Origin of the sequence: Actinoplanes sp. NPDC051470 (assembly GCF_040682035.1) — a bacterium.
Lineage (GTDB): Bacteria > Actinomycetota > Actinomycetes > Mycobacteriales > Micromonosporaceae > Actinoplanes.
Map to the genome: position 1 here is coordinate 1 of NZ_JBFBAA010000043.1, position 18,231 is coordinate 18,231.

Annotated in this window: 17 protein-coding genes; 4 read left to right on the top strand and 13 right to left on the bottom strand. The window is 71.8% G+C overall.

All coding sequences use genetic code 11. The annotated features are described in order from the left end of the window. Positions 1-194: 194 nt before the first annotated feature. A complete protein-coding gene (locus tag AB0M54_RS43140; RefSeq protein ID WP_364478321.1) occupies positions 195-1,502 on the top strand; it encodes an IS110 family transposase in 1,308 nt (435 codons plus the stop codon). 349 nt (positions 1,503-1,851) lie between these two features. Here the strand turns inward: AB0M54_RS43140 and AB0M54_RS43145 are convergent, their stop codons facing one another. Continuing rightward, positions 1,852-2,565 carry a carbon-nitrogen hydrolase family protein gene (locus AB0M54_RS43145; protein WP_364318671.1) on the bottom strand — a complete coding sequence of 238 codons (714 nt, stop codon included), beginning with the start codon at positions 2,563-2,565 and terminating at the stop codon, positions 1,852-1,854. An 8-nt stretch (positions 2,566-2,573) separates the two neighbouring features. Then, positions 2,574-3,173, bottom strand: coding sequence for a TetR/AcrR family transcriptional regulator (locus AB0M54_RS43150; RefSeq protein ID WP_364478324.1), 600 nt, complete (start codon positions 3,171-3,173; stop codon positions 2,574-2,576). 81 nt (positions 3,174-3,254) lie between these two features. On the opposite strand from AB0M54_RS43150, the gene AB0M54_RS43155 reads away from it, so the two are divergent. Both AB0M54_RS43155 and AB0M54_RS43160 read left to right on the top strand, forming a co-directional pair. Next, complete coding sequence (locus tag AB0M54_RS43155) at positions 3,255-3,998, top strand: SDR family oxidoreductase (protein WP_364318675.1); 744 nt, start codon at positions 3,255-3,257, stop codon at positions 3,996-3,998. 669 nt (positions 3,999-4,667) lie between these two features. Beyond that, positions 4,668-5,042 carry a VOC family protein gene (locus tag AB0M54_RS43160; protein WP_364478327.1) on the top strand — a complete coding sequence of 125 codons (375 nt, stop codon included), beginning with the start codon at positions 4,668-4,670 and terminating at the stop codon, positions 5,040-5,042. Between the two features lie 85 nt (positions 5,043-5,127). Here the strand turns inward: AB0M54_RS43160 and galT are convergent, their stop codons facing one another. The 4 genes from galT to AB0M54_RS43180 form a co-directional block, all read right to left on the bottom strand. Further along, positions 5,128-6,216, bottom strand: coding sequence for a galactose-1-phosphate uridylyltransferase (gene galT / locus AB0M54_RS43165; protein ID WP_364478330.1), 1,089 nt, complete (start codon positions 6,214-6,216; stop codon positions 5,128-5,130). Continuing rightward, positions 6,213-6,989: a DeoR/GlpR family DNA-binding transcription regulator gene (locus AB0M54_RS43170; protein ID WP_364319042.1), complete on the bottom strand. Its 777-nt coding sequence runs from the start codon at positions 6,987-6,989 to the stop codon at positions 6,213-6,215. The genes galT and AB0M54_RS43170 overlap by 4 nt, the downstream gene beginning before the upstream one ends. Positions 6,990-7,080: 91 nt before the next feature. Continuing rightward, positions 7,081-7,995, bottom strand: coding sequence for a glycosyltransferase family A protein (locus AB0M54_RS43175; protein ID WP_364318681.1), 915 nt, complete (start codon positions 7,993-7,995; stop codon positions 7,081-7,083). Further along, a complete protein-coding gene (locus AB0M54_RS43180) occupies positions 7,995-8,924 on the bottom strand; it encodes a sulfotransferase (RefSeq protein ID WP_364318683.1) in 930 nt (309 codons plus the stop codon). Before AB0M54_RS43180 ends, AB0M54_RS43175 begins: the two co-directional genes overlap by 1 nt. Before the next feature lie 62 nt (positions 8,925-8,986). Here AB0M54_RS43180 and AB0M54_RS43185 point away from each other — a divergent pair, with 62 nt between their 5' ends. Then, positions 8,987-9,769: a WecB/TagA/CpsF family glycosyltransferase gene (locus AB0M54_RS43185; RefSeq protein ID WP_364478333.1), complete on the top strand. Its 783-nt coding sequence runs from the start codon at positions 8,987-8,989 to the stop codon at positions 9,767-9,769. On the opposite strand, the gene AB0M54_RS43190 is transcribed toward AB0M54_RS43185, so the two are convergent. Genes AB0M54_RS43190 through AB0M54_RS43220 form a run of 7 tightly spaced genes read right to left on the bottom strand, consistent with a single transcriptional unit; the run spans position 9,740 to position 18,186 of the window. Continuing rightward, entirely contained in the window at positions 9,740-10,771 is a 1,032-nt protein-coding gene (locus tag AB0M54_RS43190; protein ID WP_364478336.1) for a glycosyl hydrolase, read from the bottom strand. The genes AB0M54_RS43185 and AB0M54_RS43190 overlap by 30 nt on opposite strands. Then, complete coding sequence (locus tag AB0M54_RS43195; protein WP_364478339.1) at positions 10,768-11,496, bottom strand: methyltransferase domain-containing protein; 729 nt, start codon at positions 11,494-11,496, stop codon at positions 10,768-10,770. Before AB0M54_RS43195 ends, AB0M54_RS43190 begins: the two co-directional genes overlap by 4 nt. Before the next feature lie 9 nt (positions 11,497-11,505). Next, on the bottom strand, positions 11,506-13,071 hold the full coding sequence (locus tag AB0M54_RS43200) for a polysaccharide biosynthesis C-terminal domain-containing protein (RefSeq protein WP_364478342.1): 1,566 nt from the start codon (positions 13,069-13,071) through the stop codon (positions 11,506-11,508). Continuing rightward, a complete protein-coding gene (locus AB0M54_RS43205; RefSeq protein WP_364319044.1) occupies positions 13,035-13,913 on the bottom strand; it encodes a sulfotransferase domain-containing protein in 879 nt (292 codons plus the stop codon). The genes AB0M54_RS43200 and AB0M54_RS43205 overlap by 37 nt, the downstream gene beginning before the upstream one ends. A gap of 3 nt (positions 13,914-13,916) precedes the next feature. Further along, positions 13,917-15,125 carry a hypothetical protein gene (locus AB0M54_RS43210; RefSeq protein ID WP_364318693.1) on the bottom strand — a complete coding sequence of 403 codons (1,209 nt, stop codon included), beginning with the start codon at positions 15,123-15,125 and terminating at the stop codon, positions 13,917-13,919. Next, complete coding sequence (locus tag AB0M54_RS43215; protein ID WP_364478344.1) at positions 15,122-16,471, bottom strand: hypothetical protein; 1,350 nt, start codon at positions 16,469-16,471, stop codon at positions 15,122-15,124. The genes AB0M54_RS43210 and AB0M54_RS43215 overlap by 4 nt, the downstream gene beginning before the upstream one ends. Next, positions 16,468-18,186: a Wzz/FepE/Etk N-terminal domain-containing protein gene (locus tag AB0M54_RS43220; RefSeq protein WP_364318697.1), complete on the bottom strand. Its 1,719-nt coding sequence runs from the start codon at positions 18,184-18,186 to the stop codon at positions 16,468-16,470. The genes AB0M54_RS43215 and AB0M54_RS43220 overlap by 4 nt, the downstream gene beginning before the upstream one ends. Positions 18,187-18,231 lie beyond the last annotated feature (45 nt).

Below are 18,231 nucleotides of genomic sequence, written 5' to 3' on the forward strand. Positions count from 1 at the left end.
CCGGTCCGGCGGCCGCACGCTTCGCTTCCGCGGCCGCCTCCCTGCGACGTGCGTAGGAAGACCTCGAAGGATTTGGGGGTTGAGATCAGGAACGTCCTCCCTGGTGGGATGTGCGGGCTTGGTGTCCCAGTACCCATCGAGGAGGACGTTCGTGGTTCAGCGTAGTGGGTTGACCCGGGGAGATCGTCGGCGTAATGCCCGGGATTGAGGGGTTGCGGCGGGTGGTGACCGCGGATCGGGCGGTCCTGGCGATCGATTTGGGTGAGGACAAGCAGGTCGCGGTGGTACTTGATCATGATGGGCGGGTTTTGGGCCGGCGGACGGTGCTGGTGAAAGCGCATGGGTTGGGCCGGTTGCTGGAGTGGGCGGCCGGTCGGGCCGCCCGTAGCGGGTTCGCCGGGGTGGTGCTCGGGTGTGAGCCGACTGGGCATCGGTGGCGGGCGGTGATGCAGCTCGCGGACGACGCGGGGATGGGGTTCGTGTGTGTGCAGTCGTTGCGGGTCCATCTGGCTCGGGAGGCCGATGACTACACCCGCGACAAGACTGATCACAAAGACGCGGTGCTGATCGGGAAACTCGTGGCCAGGCTGGAGTGTTATCTGCCGGAACGGGCTGAGGCCGAGTGGGCCCGGCTGCGGCATCTGGGGGTGCGGCGGCAGCGGCTGGTCACCGAGATCGGCGCGATCAAGCAGCAGATCACCGATCTGTTGTCATGTTGCTGGCCGGCGGTGCTGGGCTGCGCGGCGCAGCCGTTACGGTCGACGACCTGGCTGGCCTGTCTGGCCGCGGCCATCGCTGACTGCGACGGTGATCCGGCCCGGCTGGCAGGGCGCAGCCGCGACGAGTTCACCGCCGCTGTCCGTGTGCGGCTGGCCGGGATCGGGGTGCGGCGGCTGTCGCACCCGATCGTCGCGAAGGTGATGCAGGCGTTCACCGATCCGGCCGGGGTCCATGCGCAGCGGCCCGGCGGTCTGGAACGAGTCGGGTTCCTCTTGCGGGACTGGCAGGATCTGGCGCGGTCGCTGGCCGATACCGAACAGCGGATGACCGGCGTGCTCGACGCGGCCGGCTTGACCGCTCTGGTGTCCTCGATCCCCGGAGTGTCGGCGGTCGGCGTCGCGGTGATCCTGGCCGAGACCGGTGACCTGGCCCGGTTCGCCTCGGCGCGGAGCGTGGTCAAACACGCCGGGCTCAGCCCGGCCGAGAACACCTCGGCCGCCTTCCGCGGCCAGACCCGGATCAGTCGGCGTGGCCGGCCCGGACTACGGCTGGCCGCCTGGCGCGCCGTCTGGGGTGCCCTGCCCCACAACCCTGTCCTGCACGCCAAATACACCCACCTGACCCGCCGCGACCACGATCAGCTCGTCCCTAACCAGGCCCGCGCCGCGTGCGCCGCGGCCCTGCTGCGCTGGCTGCACGCCATCATCACCCGCCGGCAGCCGTTCCAGCCCACCCTCGCCGCCCCCGACACCCGCCGCGAACGGTCCGCTATCGCCGCCTGAGCAGCACCGACAACCGAACAGAGCATCACCCCGGGCGCGGGCCAGCCCGACTTTGCGTTGAGCCACCAAGCTCGCCATTCACCAAGGGCCGCCCCGCCACCCGCACAAGCTCGATTGCACACTGCCGGGACCCACCCACACGTGGACCAGCCCGTTTACCGACCTACGTAGAGACACCGGGCACACAGCGGGGCACCCACACCCCAGGGCGGACTCACCCCAGCCGACCAGCACCCCGGCCGGCTACCTCCCCATGCCCAACCACACCAAACCCACCACCAACAGGCCATTTGACCAAAACCACTTACGCTGGTGAGTGGTCCCGCCCGCCGCTGACGCGGCCCCGACCTCACGCCGCGGGAATGTCCGCGGTCACCATGCCGATCGTTCCCGCGGGGACCAGGGCGATCACGTTGCCGGTGGGGGTCATCACGGAGGTGGGGCCGAGTCCGATGTGGCTGTCGCCACGTTCGCCGGTGACGTCGGCCGACACCAACCACATGCCGGTCTCGCGGGCCCGTTCGGCGCGGATCTCGTGGTGCCGGTGCTGCCACCGGAACGCGTTCTCGCGGCGCATCATGTTCTGCGCCGGCACGAGTAGCACCTGGGCGCCCTGGCCGGCCACCGCGGCCGCCGCTTCCGGGAACTGGGTGTCGTAACAGATGTTGACCCCGAAGCGGGTGCCCGCACAGTCGAAGACCGGATACTCGCGGCCGGCCGTGAACACCTGTTCGCCGGCGGTCAGGAAGTTCTTGCGGTACCGCCCGATCACGCGCCCACCGGCCACGACCACCGCGGTGTTGTGGAAGCGGTCGCCGTCGCGCTCGATCATCCCGAGCACCAGCGTCGGCCCGGTCACGCCCAGCCGCTCGACGAACGCCGGCTCCACGGCGTGGCCACGGACATGATCGTCGGTGACGAGGTATCCCGGCAGGAAACACTCGGGGAACAGCAGCAGGTCGACGCCCTCGGCGTCGGCCCGTCCGGCGAAGTCCCGGACGACCCGGAGCGCGGCGTCCACGTCACCCAGGATCTCCGGCGTCTGACACGCACCGATCCGCATCGAGCCGGCTATTCGGCGGTGAAGGAGCGGACGTAGGCCAGAGCGGCCTTCATCGACGCCCGCATCGGCTCGGCGCTTCGCAGGGTCTGGCTCAGCAGGCTGCCGCCCTGAAGCGCCGTGAGCAGGGCCATCGCCAGTTCGTCGAGGTTGGCCTCGGGTCGTAGCTCGCCTCGGTCGCGCATCGCCCGCAGGCCGTCGTGCAGCATGGACTGCCAGCGCTGGAAGGCGTTGCACAGGTCTTCGCGGGTCTGGTCGTCGGCGGGGTTCAGCTCGCCGGCCAGCGAGGTCAGCGTGCATTCGCCGCGGCCGCTGTTGTGCTCCTGGTTCTCGACCGCGGCGTCGGCCCAGGCGCGGAGCGCGTCGAAGCTGTCCAGGGCGCCCATGATCGGCCGGCCGGGTATCAGCGGCGCCTCGGCCTGGCGGGTGATGACCGCCCTGATCAGGGCCTGCTTGCTGACGAAGTAGTGGTAGAGCTGCGACCCGCTGACGCCGGCCGCCTTGCGTACGTCTTCGGTGCTGGTGCCGGTCACGCCGCGCTGGGCGATCAGGTCGGTCGCCGCCTCGAGGATGCGTTCCCTGGTCGCCTGACCTTTGCGGGTCAATGTCACGCCCTCAGCCTAACGGACTGGGTTGCGCAATCCAAAAATTGCCGGTAGAAATTGGGTTCACCAACCCAGAAAGGGATCGACGTGACTGATCTAGCAGGAAAGACCGCCTTGGTGACCGGGGCCACGGCAGGCATCGGCCGGGCTGTGGCGATGCGGCTCGCGGAGAACGGGGCGGATGTTGTGGTGCACGGCCGCGACGAGCGCCGCGGCGCCGAGCTGGTGTCCGCGATCGCCGAGCGGGGCGGCCGGGCCCGCTTCGTCGCCGCCGACCTCACCGACGCCGCGGACGTCGAACGGCTGGCCGCCGACGCCGGCGAGGTGGACATCCTGGTCAACAACGCCGGCGTGTACGAGTTCACCGCGACCCCCGGCACCAGCGCCGACAGCTTCGACCGGCACCTCGCCATCAACACCCGGGCGCCGTTCCAGCTGGTCGGGGCCCTGGCCCCCGGCATGGCCGAACGCGGCCACGGCGCCATCGTCAACGTCAGCTCCACCGCGGCCACCTCGGTCGCACCGGTCGGGGCGGCCTACGGCGCGTCAAAGGCGGCCCTGGAAATCCTGACCCGCTACTGGGCCACCGAGTTCGGCGGCGCCGGCGTCCGCGTCAACGGCGTCGCCTCCGGTCCCGTGCGCACCCCCGGGACCGCACCCATGCTGGCCGCCTTCCCCGACGCCATGGACCAGGTGACCGCCCGGGGCCGGATCGGCGACCCCGACGAGATCGCCGACGTCGTCCTGTTCCTGGTCGGCGACCGCAGCAGCTACGTCAACGGCACCGTGGTAGCCGTCCACGGTGGAGAGCGCAGCCTCCTGCCCGGCTGAGACCTCCACGAACACGGCGGCCTGCCCCAGCACCCGCCGTGGGTCCACATCCTCCGAACGGAGCCGCGACCTCGAACCGCAGGACCCTTGATCTGACCGCCCAGCGCGAATCTGTGGTGGGACGGTTCCGGGGCCCCTTACCCCGGCCAGGTCGAGCCCCAGATTCCGTTCTTCGTCGCAACCCCGACGGCCCCGTGGACTTCCTCGGAACCCAGCGATCACCAGAAAGTCGCGTCCCGCCGTTGCGCCGGCTCGTCCTGGGCCGGCCGCTCCTGCGGTTGACCCCGACCCGATACCCGTGCGCCCGAAGGTCGCAAAATTTCGGGCGACGCGGGCGCCGCCACCTCCCCCACCCAGCCACTGGGTGGGCGTCAAGGTAGCCGGTTGGCTCAACGTTTTTCGGGTTCCGTCCACAGGGCCGCCGGAGCGTGGATAAGTCGGTCGGTAATCCCGCGGCAGAAGACCATGCGTCGTCGAGGCCACCGGGACGGCGAAGTTACCGCCCACCTCGGCCATGATCTGGGTTGCGCCCGGCCGAGGCCGATGGCGCAACTGTGTCGAGGTGGACCATCTCCACGGTCACCGGCCCGGTCCTCGACGCCGTGCAGGTGAGAATCCGCGACGGCAAACCGAGTTGCCTGGGCGGAGGTTGTGGGTAGGCAGGGGCGCATGACTAGTCGGATCGCGGTAGTGGCGATTGATGCGGTGGATGTCGGTCGGGTGGTGGAGTTCTGGGTGGCCGCGCTGGGCTGGCGGGTGGTCGAGGAGGACGACGACGGCGTGGTCAGCATCGGGCCGGGTGCGGGTGGCGGGCCGAGCATTGATGTGTGTCCGGTGCCGGAGCGGAAGGCCGGGAAGAACCGGCTGCATCTTGATCTTCGGGCGGACGGCAGCACGCAGCGGGAAGAGGTCGACCGGCTGGTGGCGCTGGGTGCGACGCCGGCTGATGTGGGTCAGCCGGCGGACGCCTCGTGGGTGGTGCTCGCTGACCCGGAAGGCAACGAGTTCTGTGTGCTGTCGCGGTCGGTGCAGGAAGTGGGGTGAGGCGCCGGTCACGCGAAAGGCGCGTTCACGGCCTTTCGCGTGACCGGGTCGCGGAGGGGGCGGGTGCTGTCGGAAACCCGTACCGCTAAAGGTTTTTGAGCAGTTGGGCGGCCTTCTCGGGGACGATGTCGTTGATGAAGGCGCCCATCGCCGACTCCGAGCCGGCCAGGTATTTGAGCTTGTCGGCGGCCCGGCGGATGCTGAACAGCTGCAGGTGCAGGTAGCCGAGGTCGCGGCCCTCGCCGGTGACGGCCTGGTGCCAGGCGCTGATGTACGGCATGGGCTTGTCGAACAGCGCGTCGAAGCGGCGCAGCACGTCGAGGTAGAGCGGGGCGAAGGCGTCGCGTTCGGGGCCGGACAACGCGGGGATGTCGGGCCGGCGGCGGTGGGGCGCCACGTGGACCTCGAAGGGCCAGCGGGCCGCGGCGGGGACGTAGGCCGTCCAGTGCTCGTTCGAGGCGATCACCCGGTCGCCGGACGCGCGCTCCGCGGCCAGGACGTCGGCGTAGAGGGAGTTGCCGGTCGCCCGGTGGTGCTTGGCCGCCGCGTTCAGCATCAGGCGGGTGCGGGGGGTGACCATGGGGTACGCGTAGATCTGGCCGTGCGGGTGGCTGAGCGTGACGCCGATCTCGATGCCGCGGTTCTCGAAGGGGAAGACCTGCTCGACGCCGGGCAGCTCGGACAACGATGCGGTGCGGTCGGCCAGGACGTCGACCACGGTGCGGACGCGGGCCGGCGTGAGGGCGCCGAAGCTGCTGTTGTGGTCGCTGGTGAAGCAGACCACCTCGCAGCGGCCGGTGCCGGGGCGCACGGGCACCAGGTCGGTCACCGACGCGATCTCGTCGGGGTGGACCCGGGCGCTGAACGACGGGAACTGGTTCTCGAAGGTCACCACGTCGTAGTCGGGGGCGGGGATCTCGGTGGAGAACTCCGGCGTCGACGGGCACAGCGGGCACTTGTCGCTGGGCGGCAGGAATGTGCGGGTCTGCCGGTGGGCGGCCACCGCCACCCATTCGTCGACCAGCGGGTCGTGGCGCAGCTGGGACGCGGCCGGCGGGGTGGGCAGGTCGCGCTTGTCCGGCCAGGCGTTGCGGTCGTGCCCGTCGGTCTCGTCGAAGTAGATCAGTTCGCGGCCGTCGGACAACCGGATCGTGGTGCGCTGGGCGATGGTCACGGCGCGCCCACCACCACGAGTTCGCCGACCTGCTCGACCAGGATGGCGCGGGCCTGGTCGTCCAGGCCCTCGTCGGTGATGACGATGTCGGCGCGGTCGAGGGAGACGATCGACGAGATGCCGACCGTGCCCCATTTGGTGTGATCGGCGAGGACGACCAGGCGTTCGGCCGCCTCGACCAGGGCCCTGTTGACGTCGGCCTCCATCAGGTTGGGAGTGGTGTAGCCGGCGCGCTCGCTCATGCCGTGCACGCCGAGGAAGAGCATGTCCAGGTGGAGCGTGCCGATCGCGGCGACGGCCACCGGGCCGACCAGCGCGTCGGACGGGGTGCGGGTGCCGCCGGTCAGCACGACCGTCTGGTCGGGGCGGCCGGCGCGGTAGAAGACGTCGGCGACCGGGATCGAGTTGGTCACCACGGTCAGCGACGGGACGTCGACCAGGCGCTGGGCCAGGCCGGCGGTGGTGGTGCCGGCCGACAGCGCGATCGCGTCGCCGGGGGAGACCAGGGCGGCCGCGCGCAGCGCCATCGCGGCCTTCTCGGCCTGTTGCCGCACCGATTTCGCGGCGAAGCCCGGCTCGTGCGCCGAACCGGGACTGACCGTGGTGGCTCCACCGTGCACTTTGGCCAGCAGCCCGCGGTCGGCGAGCGCTTCGAGGTCGCGGCGGATGGTCATGTCGGAGACGCCGTACTCGGAGGCGAGCTCACTGACCCGCACACCGCCGGCGGCGCGGACCCGATCGAGGATGGCAGCCTGTCGCTGCTGGGCCAGCATCAGCGACACACCGCGTTACGATACGGGAACCGAACTATTTCGCACACACCTGAACACTACCTGGCTGTCGGCTGTGTGGAAAAGAGTGACCTCAGATACCTCGTCCGCGCTTGTGCAGAGCCGACAGCACATTCTCCACCTTGACCGCGCCGGTCATCGCGGCCAGCGCGATCGCGGTGCGAGGTTCCTTCCAGTTGGCGCGGACCGCCTCCTTGCTGAACTGCCAGGCCGCGCTGCGGTTGCCGGAGGCGGCCGACCAGCAGGCCAGCTGGCCGTACACCCGGGCGGCGCCGGGGCGGCAGCCGCTGATCTCCGGGTGGCGTCGCATCATCCAGCGCAGCGAGGAGATCTTGGTGGCGTACTCGTAGGCGTAGTGGCTGGTCCGGCCCCACAGCACCCGGACCAGCGGCTCGTCCAGGTGCACGATCGGCCGCCGGCGGGCCGCCCGCAGCAGCAGGTCCCAGTCCTCGTTCTGGCTGCCCGGCGCGTCCTCGGCGACCATGCCGATGGCGTCCTCGGCCAGGGCCTCGCGGCGCATCAGGAACGACGACGAGTGCAGCATGGCCATCCGCGAGCGGGCCAGCTCGTCGACCGTGACCCGGCTGCGGCCGGCCAGGCGGGGTGTCACCCGGTCCTCGTACTCGACCTCGATCGCGCAGGTGGCGAACTCGGCCTCCGGCTCGGCCACCAGCGCGGCGACCTGCCGGCGCAGCTTGTCGGGGGCCCACCGGTCGTCGTCGTCACAGAACGCCACCAGCTCGGTGTCGAGCGACAGCAGCCCGGTGTTGCGGGCGCCGGCCAGGCCGGGTGTGCGCCAGTTGGTCAGCACCAGGACCTGGGTGTCCTCGGTGCGGGCGAGCAGGTAGTCGGGTTCGGTCTGGTCGTACACCACGACCACCTTGATCTCGCCCGGGTAGCGCTGTTCGCACACCCCGGCGATGGCCTTGCGGACCAGCTCGGGACGGTTCCGGGTGGGGATCACGACCCCGACGGACGGCCAGTTCATCACGCCTCCTCAGCGAAAACGGGGTAGCCGTAGGCCCGCAGCATCGGCCCGCACACCGCGCTGACCATCCGGCGTTGCGCGGGCGGCAGCGCGGACTGCCAGGCGTCGTCCCGGCGCAGCGACAGCCGGCCCACGGTGAACCGCATCGGGTTGCCGGCCGCGCTGTGCCCGACCCCCAGGTCGGCGTGGCCGGGACGAAGAAATTCCAGGTCATCGGGCACGAGCGTGAGCCCGGCGAAGTCGGCCAGCCGGATCAGGGCCGCCCGCGGGTCGGTGAGGAACTCCTCGTAGCGGACCCGGCGAACGGCCACCCCGCGCTTGGCCAGCAGGCCGAACGCGGCGTTGTGGGCGTTCCAGAGCAGCGCCGAGCGGCCGGGCGAGTAGCGGGTCATCTCCTCCTCGCCGTCGGTCTCGGGCCGGGCGACGGTCTTCGTCCACGAGTACGCCACCCCGCGCGCGTCCCGCACCACGTGCACGACCCGCAGGTCGAGCCCCTCGGCGTGCCGCAGCACGTGGGCCAGGGCGCTGTGCTTGGACGAGTCCACCACCACGGCGGCGCCGGACACCTCGGCCGCGGCGGCGTACACCTTGGCGTAGTACCCGGCGTACTCGCGCACCTCGGCCTTCGGCATCTGCCCGGCGGCCAGCCGCGGGATGTGCCGGGTGCGCTCGACCAGGTCGCGCAGGGCGTGCACGCGGGGCACGTCCACATTGCCCCAGCCGTTGAAGGCCTTCTCGCCGACCCGCTTCCAGAACGTGCAGGCGGCGAACCGGGCGCCGCATCCGCAGCGCTCGTTGTCGAGGATGTCGCGCTGCCACAGGTGGACGATCTCGCCGAGCGCGCAGACCGACGGAAGTTCGCCGAGCAGCCGTTCGACGAGCGTGGTCCCACTGCGACCCAACCCGCCGAGGTAGAGCACTCGTGCCACTTTGTCCGTCCTTCGCTCGTTTCGCTCATATAACGAGCGAAGGACACTGAAGGAGGCGTTGCGTGAGCGTTGAGGCTTTTGATCGAGTGCACCTCGACGGAACCGGGTTCGACCGGATCACCGAGGCCGAGGTGGTGGCCGTGGTGCGCGAGGCGATCGCGTCCGGCCGAGGTGGACGAATCATCACCCCGAACATCGACATCCTGCGGCAGGCGCAGGCGAACAAGCGGGTGCGTGGCTTCCTGGACGACGCCGACCTGATCGTCGCCGACGGCATGCCGCTGATCTGGGCCAGCCGGCTGAGCGGGATGCCGCTGCCCGAACGGGTGGCCGGCAGCAGCCTGATCTGGTCGCTGTCCGAAGGGCTGGGCCGGGACGGCCGGTCGGTCTTCGTGATCGGCGGCAACCCGGCCACGCCGGCCGCCGCGGACGGCGCGACCCGGGCCGCGCGGCGGCTCGCCGAGCGGTGCCCGGGACTGGAGATCGCCGGGACGCTGTGCCCGGAGCTCGGCTTCGAACGGGACCGCGCGGTCTACGCCGAGTTCCGCAACGCGGTCGCCGAGGCCAAGCCGGACCTGGTCTTCGTCGGTCTCGGCTTCCCCAAGCAGGAGAAGGTGATCACCCGGCTGCGCGAGGACCTGCCGGACGCCTGGTTCATCGGCTGCGGCGCGGCGGTCAACTTCGTCGCGGGCGACGTCGACCGCGCGCCGCGCTGGATGCAGCGCACCGGCCTGGAGTGGGCGCATCGGCTCACCACCGAGCCCCGCCGCCTGGCCGGTCGCTACCTCAAGCGCGACGCGCCCTACGCGCTGCGGCTACTCACCGCGGCGGCCGCCCGCCGCTGACCTCTTCCGCAGCGGCTTCGGGTTGAAGTAGCTGTCCTTGGTCATCCGCTTGAAGGCCCGGAACGCGGCCTTGTCGCCGGTGAGCTGGAACTGCTGCTTCGGCCCGTTGCCCTCGGGGTCGGACTCGAAGTAGGCGACGCCCTTGATCTGCGGGTTCGCCTTGAACGTCCGGGCGGCGTCGGCCAGCCACGCGGCCCGGGCCGACGAGCCCCACGCCTTGGCCACCCCGAACTCGCCGATGATGATCGGCTTGGGGCGTTGCGCGGCCCACTCGAGGAACGGGCCCATCAGCCGGCCGATCGGCTGGAACACCGAACCGGCGTAGACGTCCACGCAGGTCCAGTCCACCTGGTCGTCGCCGGGGTAGTACTCCGGCGCGTTGCCCCGGATGAACCCCTCGGCGGTCGGGCACCACACCCAGGACACGTTGGTCACGCGTTCCTCGGCGAAGATCTTCCGGACGTACCGCCAGGCCGCGATGTAGTCGGCGCCGGACCACATGGTGGCCCGCAGGTTGGGGCGGTCCATCTCCCAGCGCATCCGCAGCAGCACCGGCCGGTCCACCTTGCGGATCGCCTGGGCCTGCTGCCGGATCAGCCGGTCGTGCTCACCGGCCACGATGGACCGGTTGTCGCCGGTGGCCCAGCTGATCATCAGGTCGGCCCCGCCGGCCAGGAGCTCCTGGTCGCTCTCGGTGCCGACCATCTGCTCGAACCGGCGGTAGGTGTTCAGGATGTCCAGCCGCCGGCCGAGGTCGCCCTCGAGCCCGTCCACCGCCTCGACCCGGCCCGAGTGGGTGAGTTCGGCCGGTTTGATCCAGGCCCCGAGGTACGCGCCGTCGGCCGGCGCCCGGAACGGCCCGGCCTGGAACGGGCCGGGGTTCACGGCGACGCCGGACGGCGGGCGGGTGAGGTCGGGGGAGGGTGTCGGTTCGGGCGCCTCGCGATCCGGGGCCGTGCACCCGGCGAGCAGCAGCACCCCGGCCAGCAGGAGCTTTTTCATCCGACCCGCCGGGCGACGTAGAGCACGTTCACCGCGTACCGGTCGGAGCCGGGGAACCGCCGCGCCGCCGCGTCCGCCGCCCGGGCCAGCGAGAGCTCGTACAGCGACGGGGTGAGCATCGAGAAGCCGCGCCGCTCGACCACCTCGAAGCCGTGCCGGCCGAGCAACTCGCCGACCTGCTGGTGGGAGAGCTCGGCGAACCAGCGCTGCCCGCTGTGCCGCCGCGCCCGCAGGTGCCGCAGCGACCGGGCGTTGCCGTGGTTCTCCACCACCAGCATCCCGGCCCGCGGGGTGGGCAGCGCCTTGGCCGCGAAGGCGAGCGCCCGCTCCCGGACCGCCTCGTCCACATTGAGCAGCAGCCGGAACATGGTCACGATCGACGGCAGCCCGGCCGGCACCGGCTCGGGCACCGGCCCGTCCGGGGCGATCCGGTGGAACTCGGCCTGCGAGCCGACCTCGGCCGCCTTGGCCATCATCTCGGCCGAGGTGTCGTAGCCGTGCGCGGCGCGGACCAGCCCGTGCAGCGTCCGGATGGCCCGCCCGGTCCCGCAGGCGAAATCGTGCTGGACCGGCGGGCGGTCGAACTCGCGGGACACCAGCCCTCGCAGGTACGCACGCTGCCGCTCGTTGATGCGGGACGCGTACGTGTCCGGAGCGTAGGTCACGCTCTCGTACTTCTCGACGGCCTCAGTGTCCTGGAACACCTTGGTGTAGTCGGTGGTCACGGCTCCTCCTCAGGGACTACTCCGGCGGAATCGGAAGGCGTCCAGCGCCAGCCGCTCGCGGAGCAGCCAGGCGCCGAAGCAGAACGTGGGCACGGCGATCGCCAGCGCCAGGGAGAGGCCGGCCGGCCCGGTGCCGAGCACCGCGGTGACCAGCCGGGGCAGCACGCCGAAGCAGACGACCGAGAGGCCGCCGGCGGCCAGCGTGCCGACGCCGAACGGGTGCAGGCGGGCGTGCCGGGCCACCTGCGCCAGCGGCAGCAGGTTGTTGGCCAGCATCGCGCCGGCCAGGCCGAGCGCCGCGCCCATCGCGCCCAGGCGCGGGATCAGCAGCAGGTCGAGCCCGATGGTCAGGGCCAGGGCGACCAGCACGTTGGCGAGGTTCCACGAGGTACGCCCGGCCATCGCGAGCACCATGTCGACCATGCCGCACCCGGTCGCCACCAGCATCGCGCACGCCAGCACCACGACCACCGGCGCGCCGGCCCGGTACTGCTCGCCGAACAGGCCCAGGTAGACCGGCGCGAACAGGATGACCAGCAGGTTGATCGGCCAGGTGACCAGGACCAGCCAGCCGGTGGCGGTGCGGTAGAGGTGGTTGGCGGTGTCGGTGTCGCCGGTGGCCAGCGCCTCGGCCAGCCGCGGCTGCACCGACTGGGAGATGCCCTGGTTGGCGAACTGGATCAGCACCACGAAGCGGCCGGCCACCGCGTAGACGGCGGCCGGGGCGAGACCGCCGAGCGCGGCCACCAGCAGCACGTCCACCCGCTGCACGGCCAGCTGGGCGACGCTGGCCAGCGCGCGCGGCGCGGTGAAGCGCCAGAAGTCCCGGCGCAGGGCCCGGCGTTCGACCCGGCGGCTGGACGGCCCGGCCGGCTTGCCGGCCCGGTAGGTGTTGCGGAGCGCGTACGCGGCCAGGATCACCACCGGCAGGTACGGCGCGGCCCAGGCGAACGCGAACACCGGCAGCTCGACCGTCATCCGCAGGCTCGCGATCCCGGCCGCGCCCACCAGCAGCAACTGCAGCGTGCTGCGGAGGACCCGGTCGAGCATCACGGTCGGCTTCATCGCCCGGTAGCCGCGGGTGGCGGTGAGCAGGACGTCGGACAGCGCCCCGAGCGGCAGCAGCAGGGCCAGCACGCGCAGGCCGGTGACGTGCTCGGCGAAGACGTGCGGCGACTCGTCCGCGGTCAGCCGGGCCACCGCCGGCGCGCCCAGCCACAGCCCGGCGGCGAGCAGGCCGGCCAGCAGGATCACCGGGGTCAGGCCGGTACGCAGGCAGGAGCCGAGCAGATGCGTCCGGTCGGTGGCCCGCAGCCGGCTGAGCCAGAACACCAGGCCGGTCTGCGTACCCAGCTTGGCCAGGCCGCCGACCAGCGCGAAGGCGGCCGTGGCGGCGAAGAACGCGCCGGCCTGCTCGGCCCCGAGCGACCGGGCGACGATCCAGGTGACCACCACGCCGGTGCCGCCGGCCAGCGCCATGCCGGCCATGTTGGCCAGCCCGCCGCGGGCCGCGGCCCGGGTCCCGTCGAGCAGGCTGGTCACGAGTCGCGCCAGACCGGCATCCGGCCCAGCCACCTCGACAGGGCCTCGTCCTGCGGCGCGTAGTGGGCGGTCAGCTCGGCGCGGATGCCCGGCTCCATGTCGGACTGCCGCGGGCGGGCGTTGTGCCGTTCGAACTCCGGCCGGTCGAGGTGGGTGGGCAGGCCGAGGAAGGTCAGCACCTCGTCGTACACCTCGTCGGGGTGGGTGAAGAAGCGCTCGCTCTCGACCACGTGGATGCGGTCGCGGCCGACGTGCTGGGCCATCCCGCCGAGGTAGCGCGCGTACTCGCCGCGGGCGCGGTAGGCGTGGTGCTGGTGGGCGAAGCTGTAGTACCCCGGGTCCTGGGCCAGCCGCTCCTCCTGGCGGTGCAGCCGGGCCGGTTCCAGGGCCAGCGCGTTGCCGAAGTCGCGTTCCCGCTCGAACCCGCGCGCCACCTCGTGATGGTGCTGCGAGTACGCACGCTCCACCGGGTCCCGGACCAGCACCACCAGCTTGGTCCCGGGCAGGTCGTGGGCGATCCGGGCGGCCGCCTGCGGGTGGTACATGTAGTACGGGCTGGACTCGAAGGTCTGCGCCGGCACCCCGTACCGCTGAAGGATCTTCTCGGCGCTGCGCTGCATCGGGAAGTGCCCGCGGTACCAGGCCATGCCCCGGTGGTACGAGGTGTCGAAGTAGTGCACGCCCTTGTGCAGCACCGCTTTGAGGATCGCGGGGTGCGCGGCGAGGGCCCGGTACAACGACGTGGTGCCGCAGCGCTGGCCGCCGCAGATCAGGAAGGCCGGGGTCATCCGGCTCGGCGAGGTGAGCCGGCCGTACGACCGGGAACCCAGGTGGACCACGCGCTTGACCGGCATGGGCATCTTGCGGACGTCGATCATCTACAGTTCCTCCACCCGGCGGATCAGCACCGGAAGCAGCCAGGTGCCGAGCACGCCCAGGCGGGCGCCCGCCTCGGCCTGGCGATCGGTCAGATAACGGGCGGCCAGGTCGACCAGGTAGAGCAGCGCGGTCAGCTCGCGGGCCTCCGGCGCCACGTTGAACGGGGCGAGCAGCTCGGCGGCCTGGCGTACGGTCGCCTCCACCGCGCCCTTGGCGTCGCCGGTGGACTGGATGCGCCGCTGCAGCTCGTGGTGCACCGCGTCGAAGCCGACCGGCACGCCCTGGGCGAACCGTTCCCAGTCCCAGACCAGCAGCGCGTCGGTCAGGTTGGCCATGTTCCACGGGGCCCAGTCGCCGTGCCACGCCCCGTACCGGAAGGTCGTCGCCCCGGCTTGCCGCACCAGCAGCTCGGCCGCCGCGCTCAGCGCGACCCCCTCGGGCCGGTCCTGCACCGAGCCCAGCCGGGCCCGCAGTTCGGTCCAGTACGGGCTGCCGACCAGCTGCCCGGCCGTGTAGCCGCAGCAGCCGGCGATGTCGACCATGGCCGCGGCCAGCCGGCGCGGGGTCAGCGGGCTGCGCGGCAGCCACACCGGCAGCGCCGACTGCACCAGCACCTGCAGGCCGCGCCACTGCCCGGCGTGCAGCACGGTCGGCACGGTCAGCTTGGTCAGGCCGGAGCGCTGCAACGCGATCAGCGCGTTGGTCTCGGCCCGGACCAGGCGCTGGGTGAGCGGCCCGGTGCCCAGCTTGCCGAAGCCGAACGTCTCGCCCTCCGGGCTGATCAGCTGGAGCACCGGCTTGCGGTTGGCCCGGGCCGGTCCGATGTGGATGCTCACCGCCAGCTCGCGGCCGAGCGCCTCACTCAGGTGCCGGTCGATGCTCTCCGGGCCGGTCACCTTGATGCGGTCGCGGAGCAGCACCCCGGAGGCGCCGGTGCGCAGCGCGGCCACCACGGCGTCCCGCTTGAGCTTGGCCGCGCGGGACTGCGGTTCGGCATACCGGCGGACGGCCGCCGCGGCCACCTTGCGGGAGCCGGACGGCACGAGCAGCCGCGGGCGGCGGGCGTCCGGCACGACGTAGTACTCCGCGACCTGATCACCCTGGCCGTCGGTCGGGTAGAGGAGGCCGATGACCTCGGCCAGGTACTGCGCGCGGAGCGCGGCGTCGCCGGCGGTCAGCGCGGCCGGTGCGGTCTTGACTGGACTCATGCATCCCCCTCGAGATCGTTGCGCCAGAGCAGCGCGAAGGCCAGAACCATGAAGGCCAGGGGGGTGGCCAGCGAGTTGTACCAGAGCATGGCGGAGAACGAGGTGACGATCGCGGCGCTCGCGGCGATGCCGATCGGGCTGCGGTCGCGGCGGAACCGCCACAGGCCGTACGCGAAGAAACCCAGGTAGCCGAGCGTCCCGGCGGCGCCGTGCGCGAACATCAGCTGCCACAGCTGCCCGGTGCCGCCGACGGTGAAGTTGCCGCACCGCTCGCAGCCGGCGCTCTCCCCGACGGCGATCGAGTTGCGGCCGCCGATCGTGGTGCGGGTCGAGCCGTAGCCGATCACCGGCGACTCGAGGAAGCCGTCGATCGCCCGTTCCATCAGGAACGACCGCACGCCGTTGGACTTGCCGTTGTCCATCCGCGCGTTCACGGTGTCGCCCAGCGGGCTGGCCATCAGGGCCACCACCAGCGCGGTGCCGGCCACCACGACCGCGCCGATGATCCACAGCTTGCCCAGCAGCACATAGCGGAACGCGACGTAGAGGATGAGCACGCCGATCCCGATCCACAGGCCGCGGTTCAGCGAGACGACGGCCGGCGCGATCGAGATGCCGAGCACGACGATGCTCAAAAGACGCGCGCCGCGGCGGCGGGAAGCCCATGCGGCCACCACCAGCCAGCCGGCCAGCAGGCAGAAGTTGTTGCCCCAGGTGTTGGTGTAGCCCCACGGCGCGGCCGGGCGGGGTTTCTCGCCGCCGACGAGGTCCATGATCTGCGCCGCGTACGGGTGGACCATCGACTGCACAAAACCCTTGTCGCGTACGCCGGGCGGCAGCAGCATCTCCACCGGCGAGGTGAACTCGAACGTCCCCGCCACCATGCCGAGCAGCCCGCCGGCCACGGTCACCACGAACAGCCAGCCGAGCAGCTTCACCAGCCGGCGCCGGGGCAGTTCCAGCTCGGTCAGGTTGCCGGCGTAGAGCAGCAGCACGGTCATCGTCAGGTAGAGCCCGAGCCGGTAGCCGTACGAGATCAGCCGGTCCGAGGCGTGCTCGGCGACCGTGCCGGCCGGGTCGGCCCCCAGCGCCGCCGAGCTCACCACGACCGCCGCCAGGAACAGCCCCCACCAGGCGAACCCGGGCGGCAGCACCAGCGGTCGCCCGGCCGCGCGCCGCCGGAGCATCAGCACCAGCATCGGCGCGGCCATGATCGGGAAGATCAGCACGCCCAGCCCGAGCGCCCACCACAGTGGATACAGGGCCAGCAGGGCGGTGATCGGCCAGGCCGGGAGGGTCAGGTTCTTCTGCGCGGTATGGGCGGGGGGTGCGGCGAGGGCCGTCACTCGTCGTCTTTCTTGGCCGGCGGCGTCAGCTCGATGACCGCGGTCGGCGGGTCCTCGTGGGCGTCCTTGCCCTGCCGGGGCACCGTGGTGGTCGGGAAGCGCATGGTCCGCTCGGCGTCGAGGACCGCGGTCACCTCGGGCGACTGCCGTTCCATGGCCTTCTCCAGCGGTGTCAGGGCGACGGCCGGCGGCTGGATCTCATCGGCCCGCAGGCCCACCAGCCGCGGCAGCACCACCGCGCCCAGCAGCGGGGTGCCGACCCGGCGCAGCTGCTCGGCCGCGTCGGTGAGCATCGGCCGGCGCGACTTGCGCAGCTCGACCGCCAGGATCGCCGCGTCGGCCAGGCTGGCCAGGCTCTGCGCGTCGGCGCTGCTGCTGGTGGACGGCGCCTCGATGACCACGTACCCGGTCTGCCGGCGCAGCGCCTCCAGGGTGTCCCGTAGCCGCTGCGACTGCATCAGGCCGGCCGCGGTCGCCGCGCCGCCGGTGGTGATCACCCGCAGCGAGGGGATGCGCGGCATCCGCTGCATCGCCCGGCTCAACGTCACCCGGCCGGCCAGCAGGTCGGACAGGCCGGGCACCGCGTTGACGCCGAGCATCCGGGCCAGCGGGGCCGCGTCCACCACACTGTCCGGCAGGTGCGCGCCGATCAGCACGACGTCGCTGCCGGTCCGGGCCAGGGCCGCGGCCAGGTTCGCCGCGACCAGCGTGCTCGCCGACCCGCGGCTGGCCCCGGTGACCACGATGATCTTGTCGTCCGGGTCCAGGCTGGCCAGCACCTCGTTGCGCAGCCGGTTGAACACCCGCCCGCCCGGCCCGTACGGCTGGAGCACGTCGTCGAAGTGCGGCGTGGTGCGCTCGTCCAGCGCCGCCAGCACCGGCATCCGGGCCCGGTCGCGCACGTCGGCCGCGGTCCGCAGGCGACGGTCCAGCCGCTCCCGGGCGAAGGCCAGCATCAGCCCGGCGAGCAGGCCCAGCATCGCGCCGGCGGCGATGTTCAGCATCGTGTTCGGGCTGGTCGGCTCGGTCGGCACCCGGGCGTCGCTGATGATGCTGCCGGCCGCCACGGTCGTGGTGGTCAGCTCGTTCAGCCGCCCGGTCATCGAGTTGAGCTGGTTCTGCGAGTTGCTGCGCAGGCTCTCCAGGTTGCTGCGCTCGGAACTGCCCGCCTTGGCTTTGGCCAGCCGCGCGTTGATCGAGGTCAGGTTGGTGGTGAGCTGCCGGATCTTCAGCGACAGCGACTTGATCTGCGAGTCCAGGCCGCTGCGGGCGGTCTGCTCCCGGTTCCGCAGGTACGCCTCGGCGAACGCGTGCGATCCGGCCTGGGCCTTCTGTGGTGTGTCCGCCTCGAAGGTGATCACCAGCACCGTGGTGTTGGCGGGCACCTCGACCGAGACGGCGTGGGCCAGCTCGAGCGGGTTGCCGGTGCTCCGCAGCAGCGCCGCCGCCTTGACCGCCACCGCGCCGGAGCCGACCAGCTGCGCCTCGGTGTCCAGGTTGATCGAGCCCTTGGTGCGGCCGCCGGACTGGTTGGTGTCCTGCTCGACGGCGCTGACCAGCACCGACGTGCTCGACTCGTACACCCGGGGGAGCGTGCTGGTGAGCGCGGCGCCCAGGCCCAGGCCCGCTCCGGTCGCGGCGAGCACGACCCACCAGTGGCGGCGGAACATGCCGACGTAGTGCGAGAGGTCGGCGGATCCCGGGCGAGCTTCCATCTGTTCGGCGACCCTTTCAAGGGGTGAGGGTGAGCATTCGGGCGT

Excerpts from the sequence above, each read along its gene's own strand:
- AB0M54_RS43170 (WP_364319042.1), bottom strand. The coding sequence starts at position 6,989 with ATGCTGGCCCAGCAGCGACAGGCTGCCATCCTCGATCGGGTCCGCGCC.
- AB0M54_RS43190 (WP_364478336.1), bottom strand. The coding sequence starts at position 10,771 with ATGAAAAAGCTCCTGCTGGCCGGGGTGCTGCTGCTCGCCGGGTGCACG.
- AB0M54_RS43220 (WP_364318697.1), bottom strand. The coding sequence starts at position 18,186 with ATGGAAGCTCGCCCGGGATCCGCCGACCTCTCGCACTACGTCGGCATG.
- AB0M54_RS43160 (WP_364478327.1), top strand. The coding sequence starts at position 4,668 with ATGACTAGTCGGATCGCGGTAGTGGCGATTGATGCGGTGGATGTCGGT.
- AB0M54_RS43210 (WP_364318693.1), bottom strand. The coding sequence starts at position 15,125 with ATGAGTCCAGTCAAGACCGCACCGGCCGCGCTGACCGCCGGCGACGCC.
- AB0M54_RS43145 (WP_364318671.1), bottom strand. The coding sequence starts at position 2,565 with ATGCGGATCGGTGCGTGTCAGACGCCGGAGATCCTGGGTGACGTGGAC.
- AB0M54_RS43175 (WP_364318681.1), bottom strand. The coding sequence starts at position 7,995 with ATGAACTGGCCGTCCGTCGGGGTCGTGATCCCCACCCGGAACCGTCCC.
- AB0M54_RS43140 (WP_364478321.1), top strand. The coding sequence starts at position 195 with ATGCCCGGGATTGAGGGGTTGCGGCGGGTGGTGACCGCGGATCGGGCG.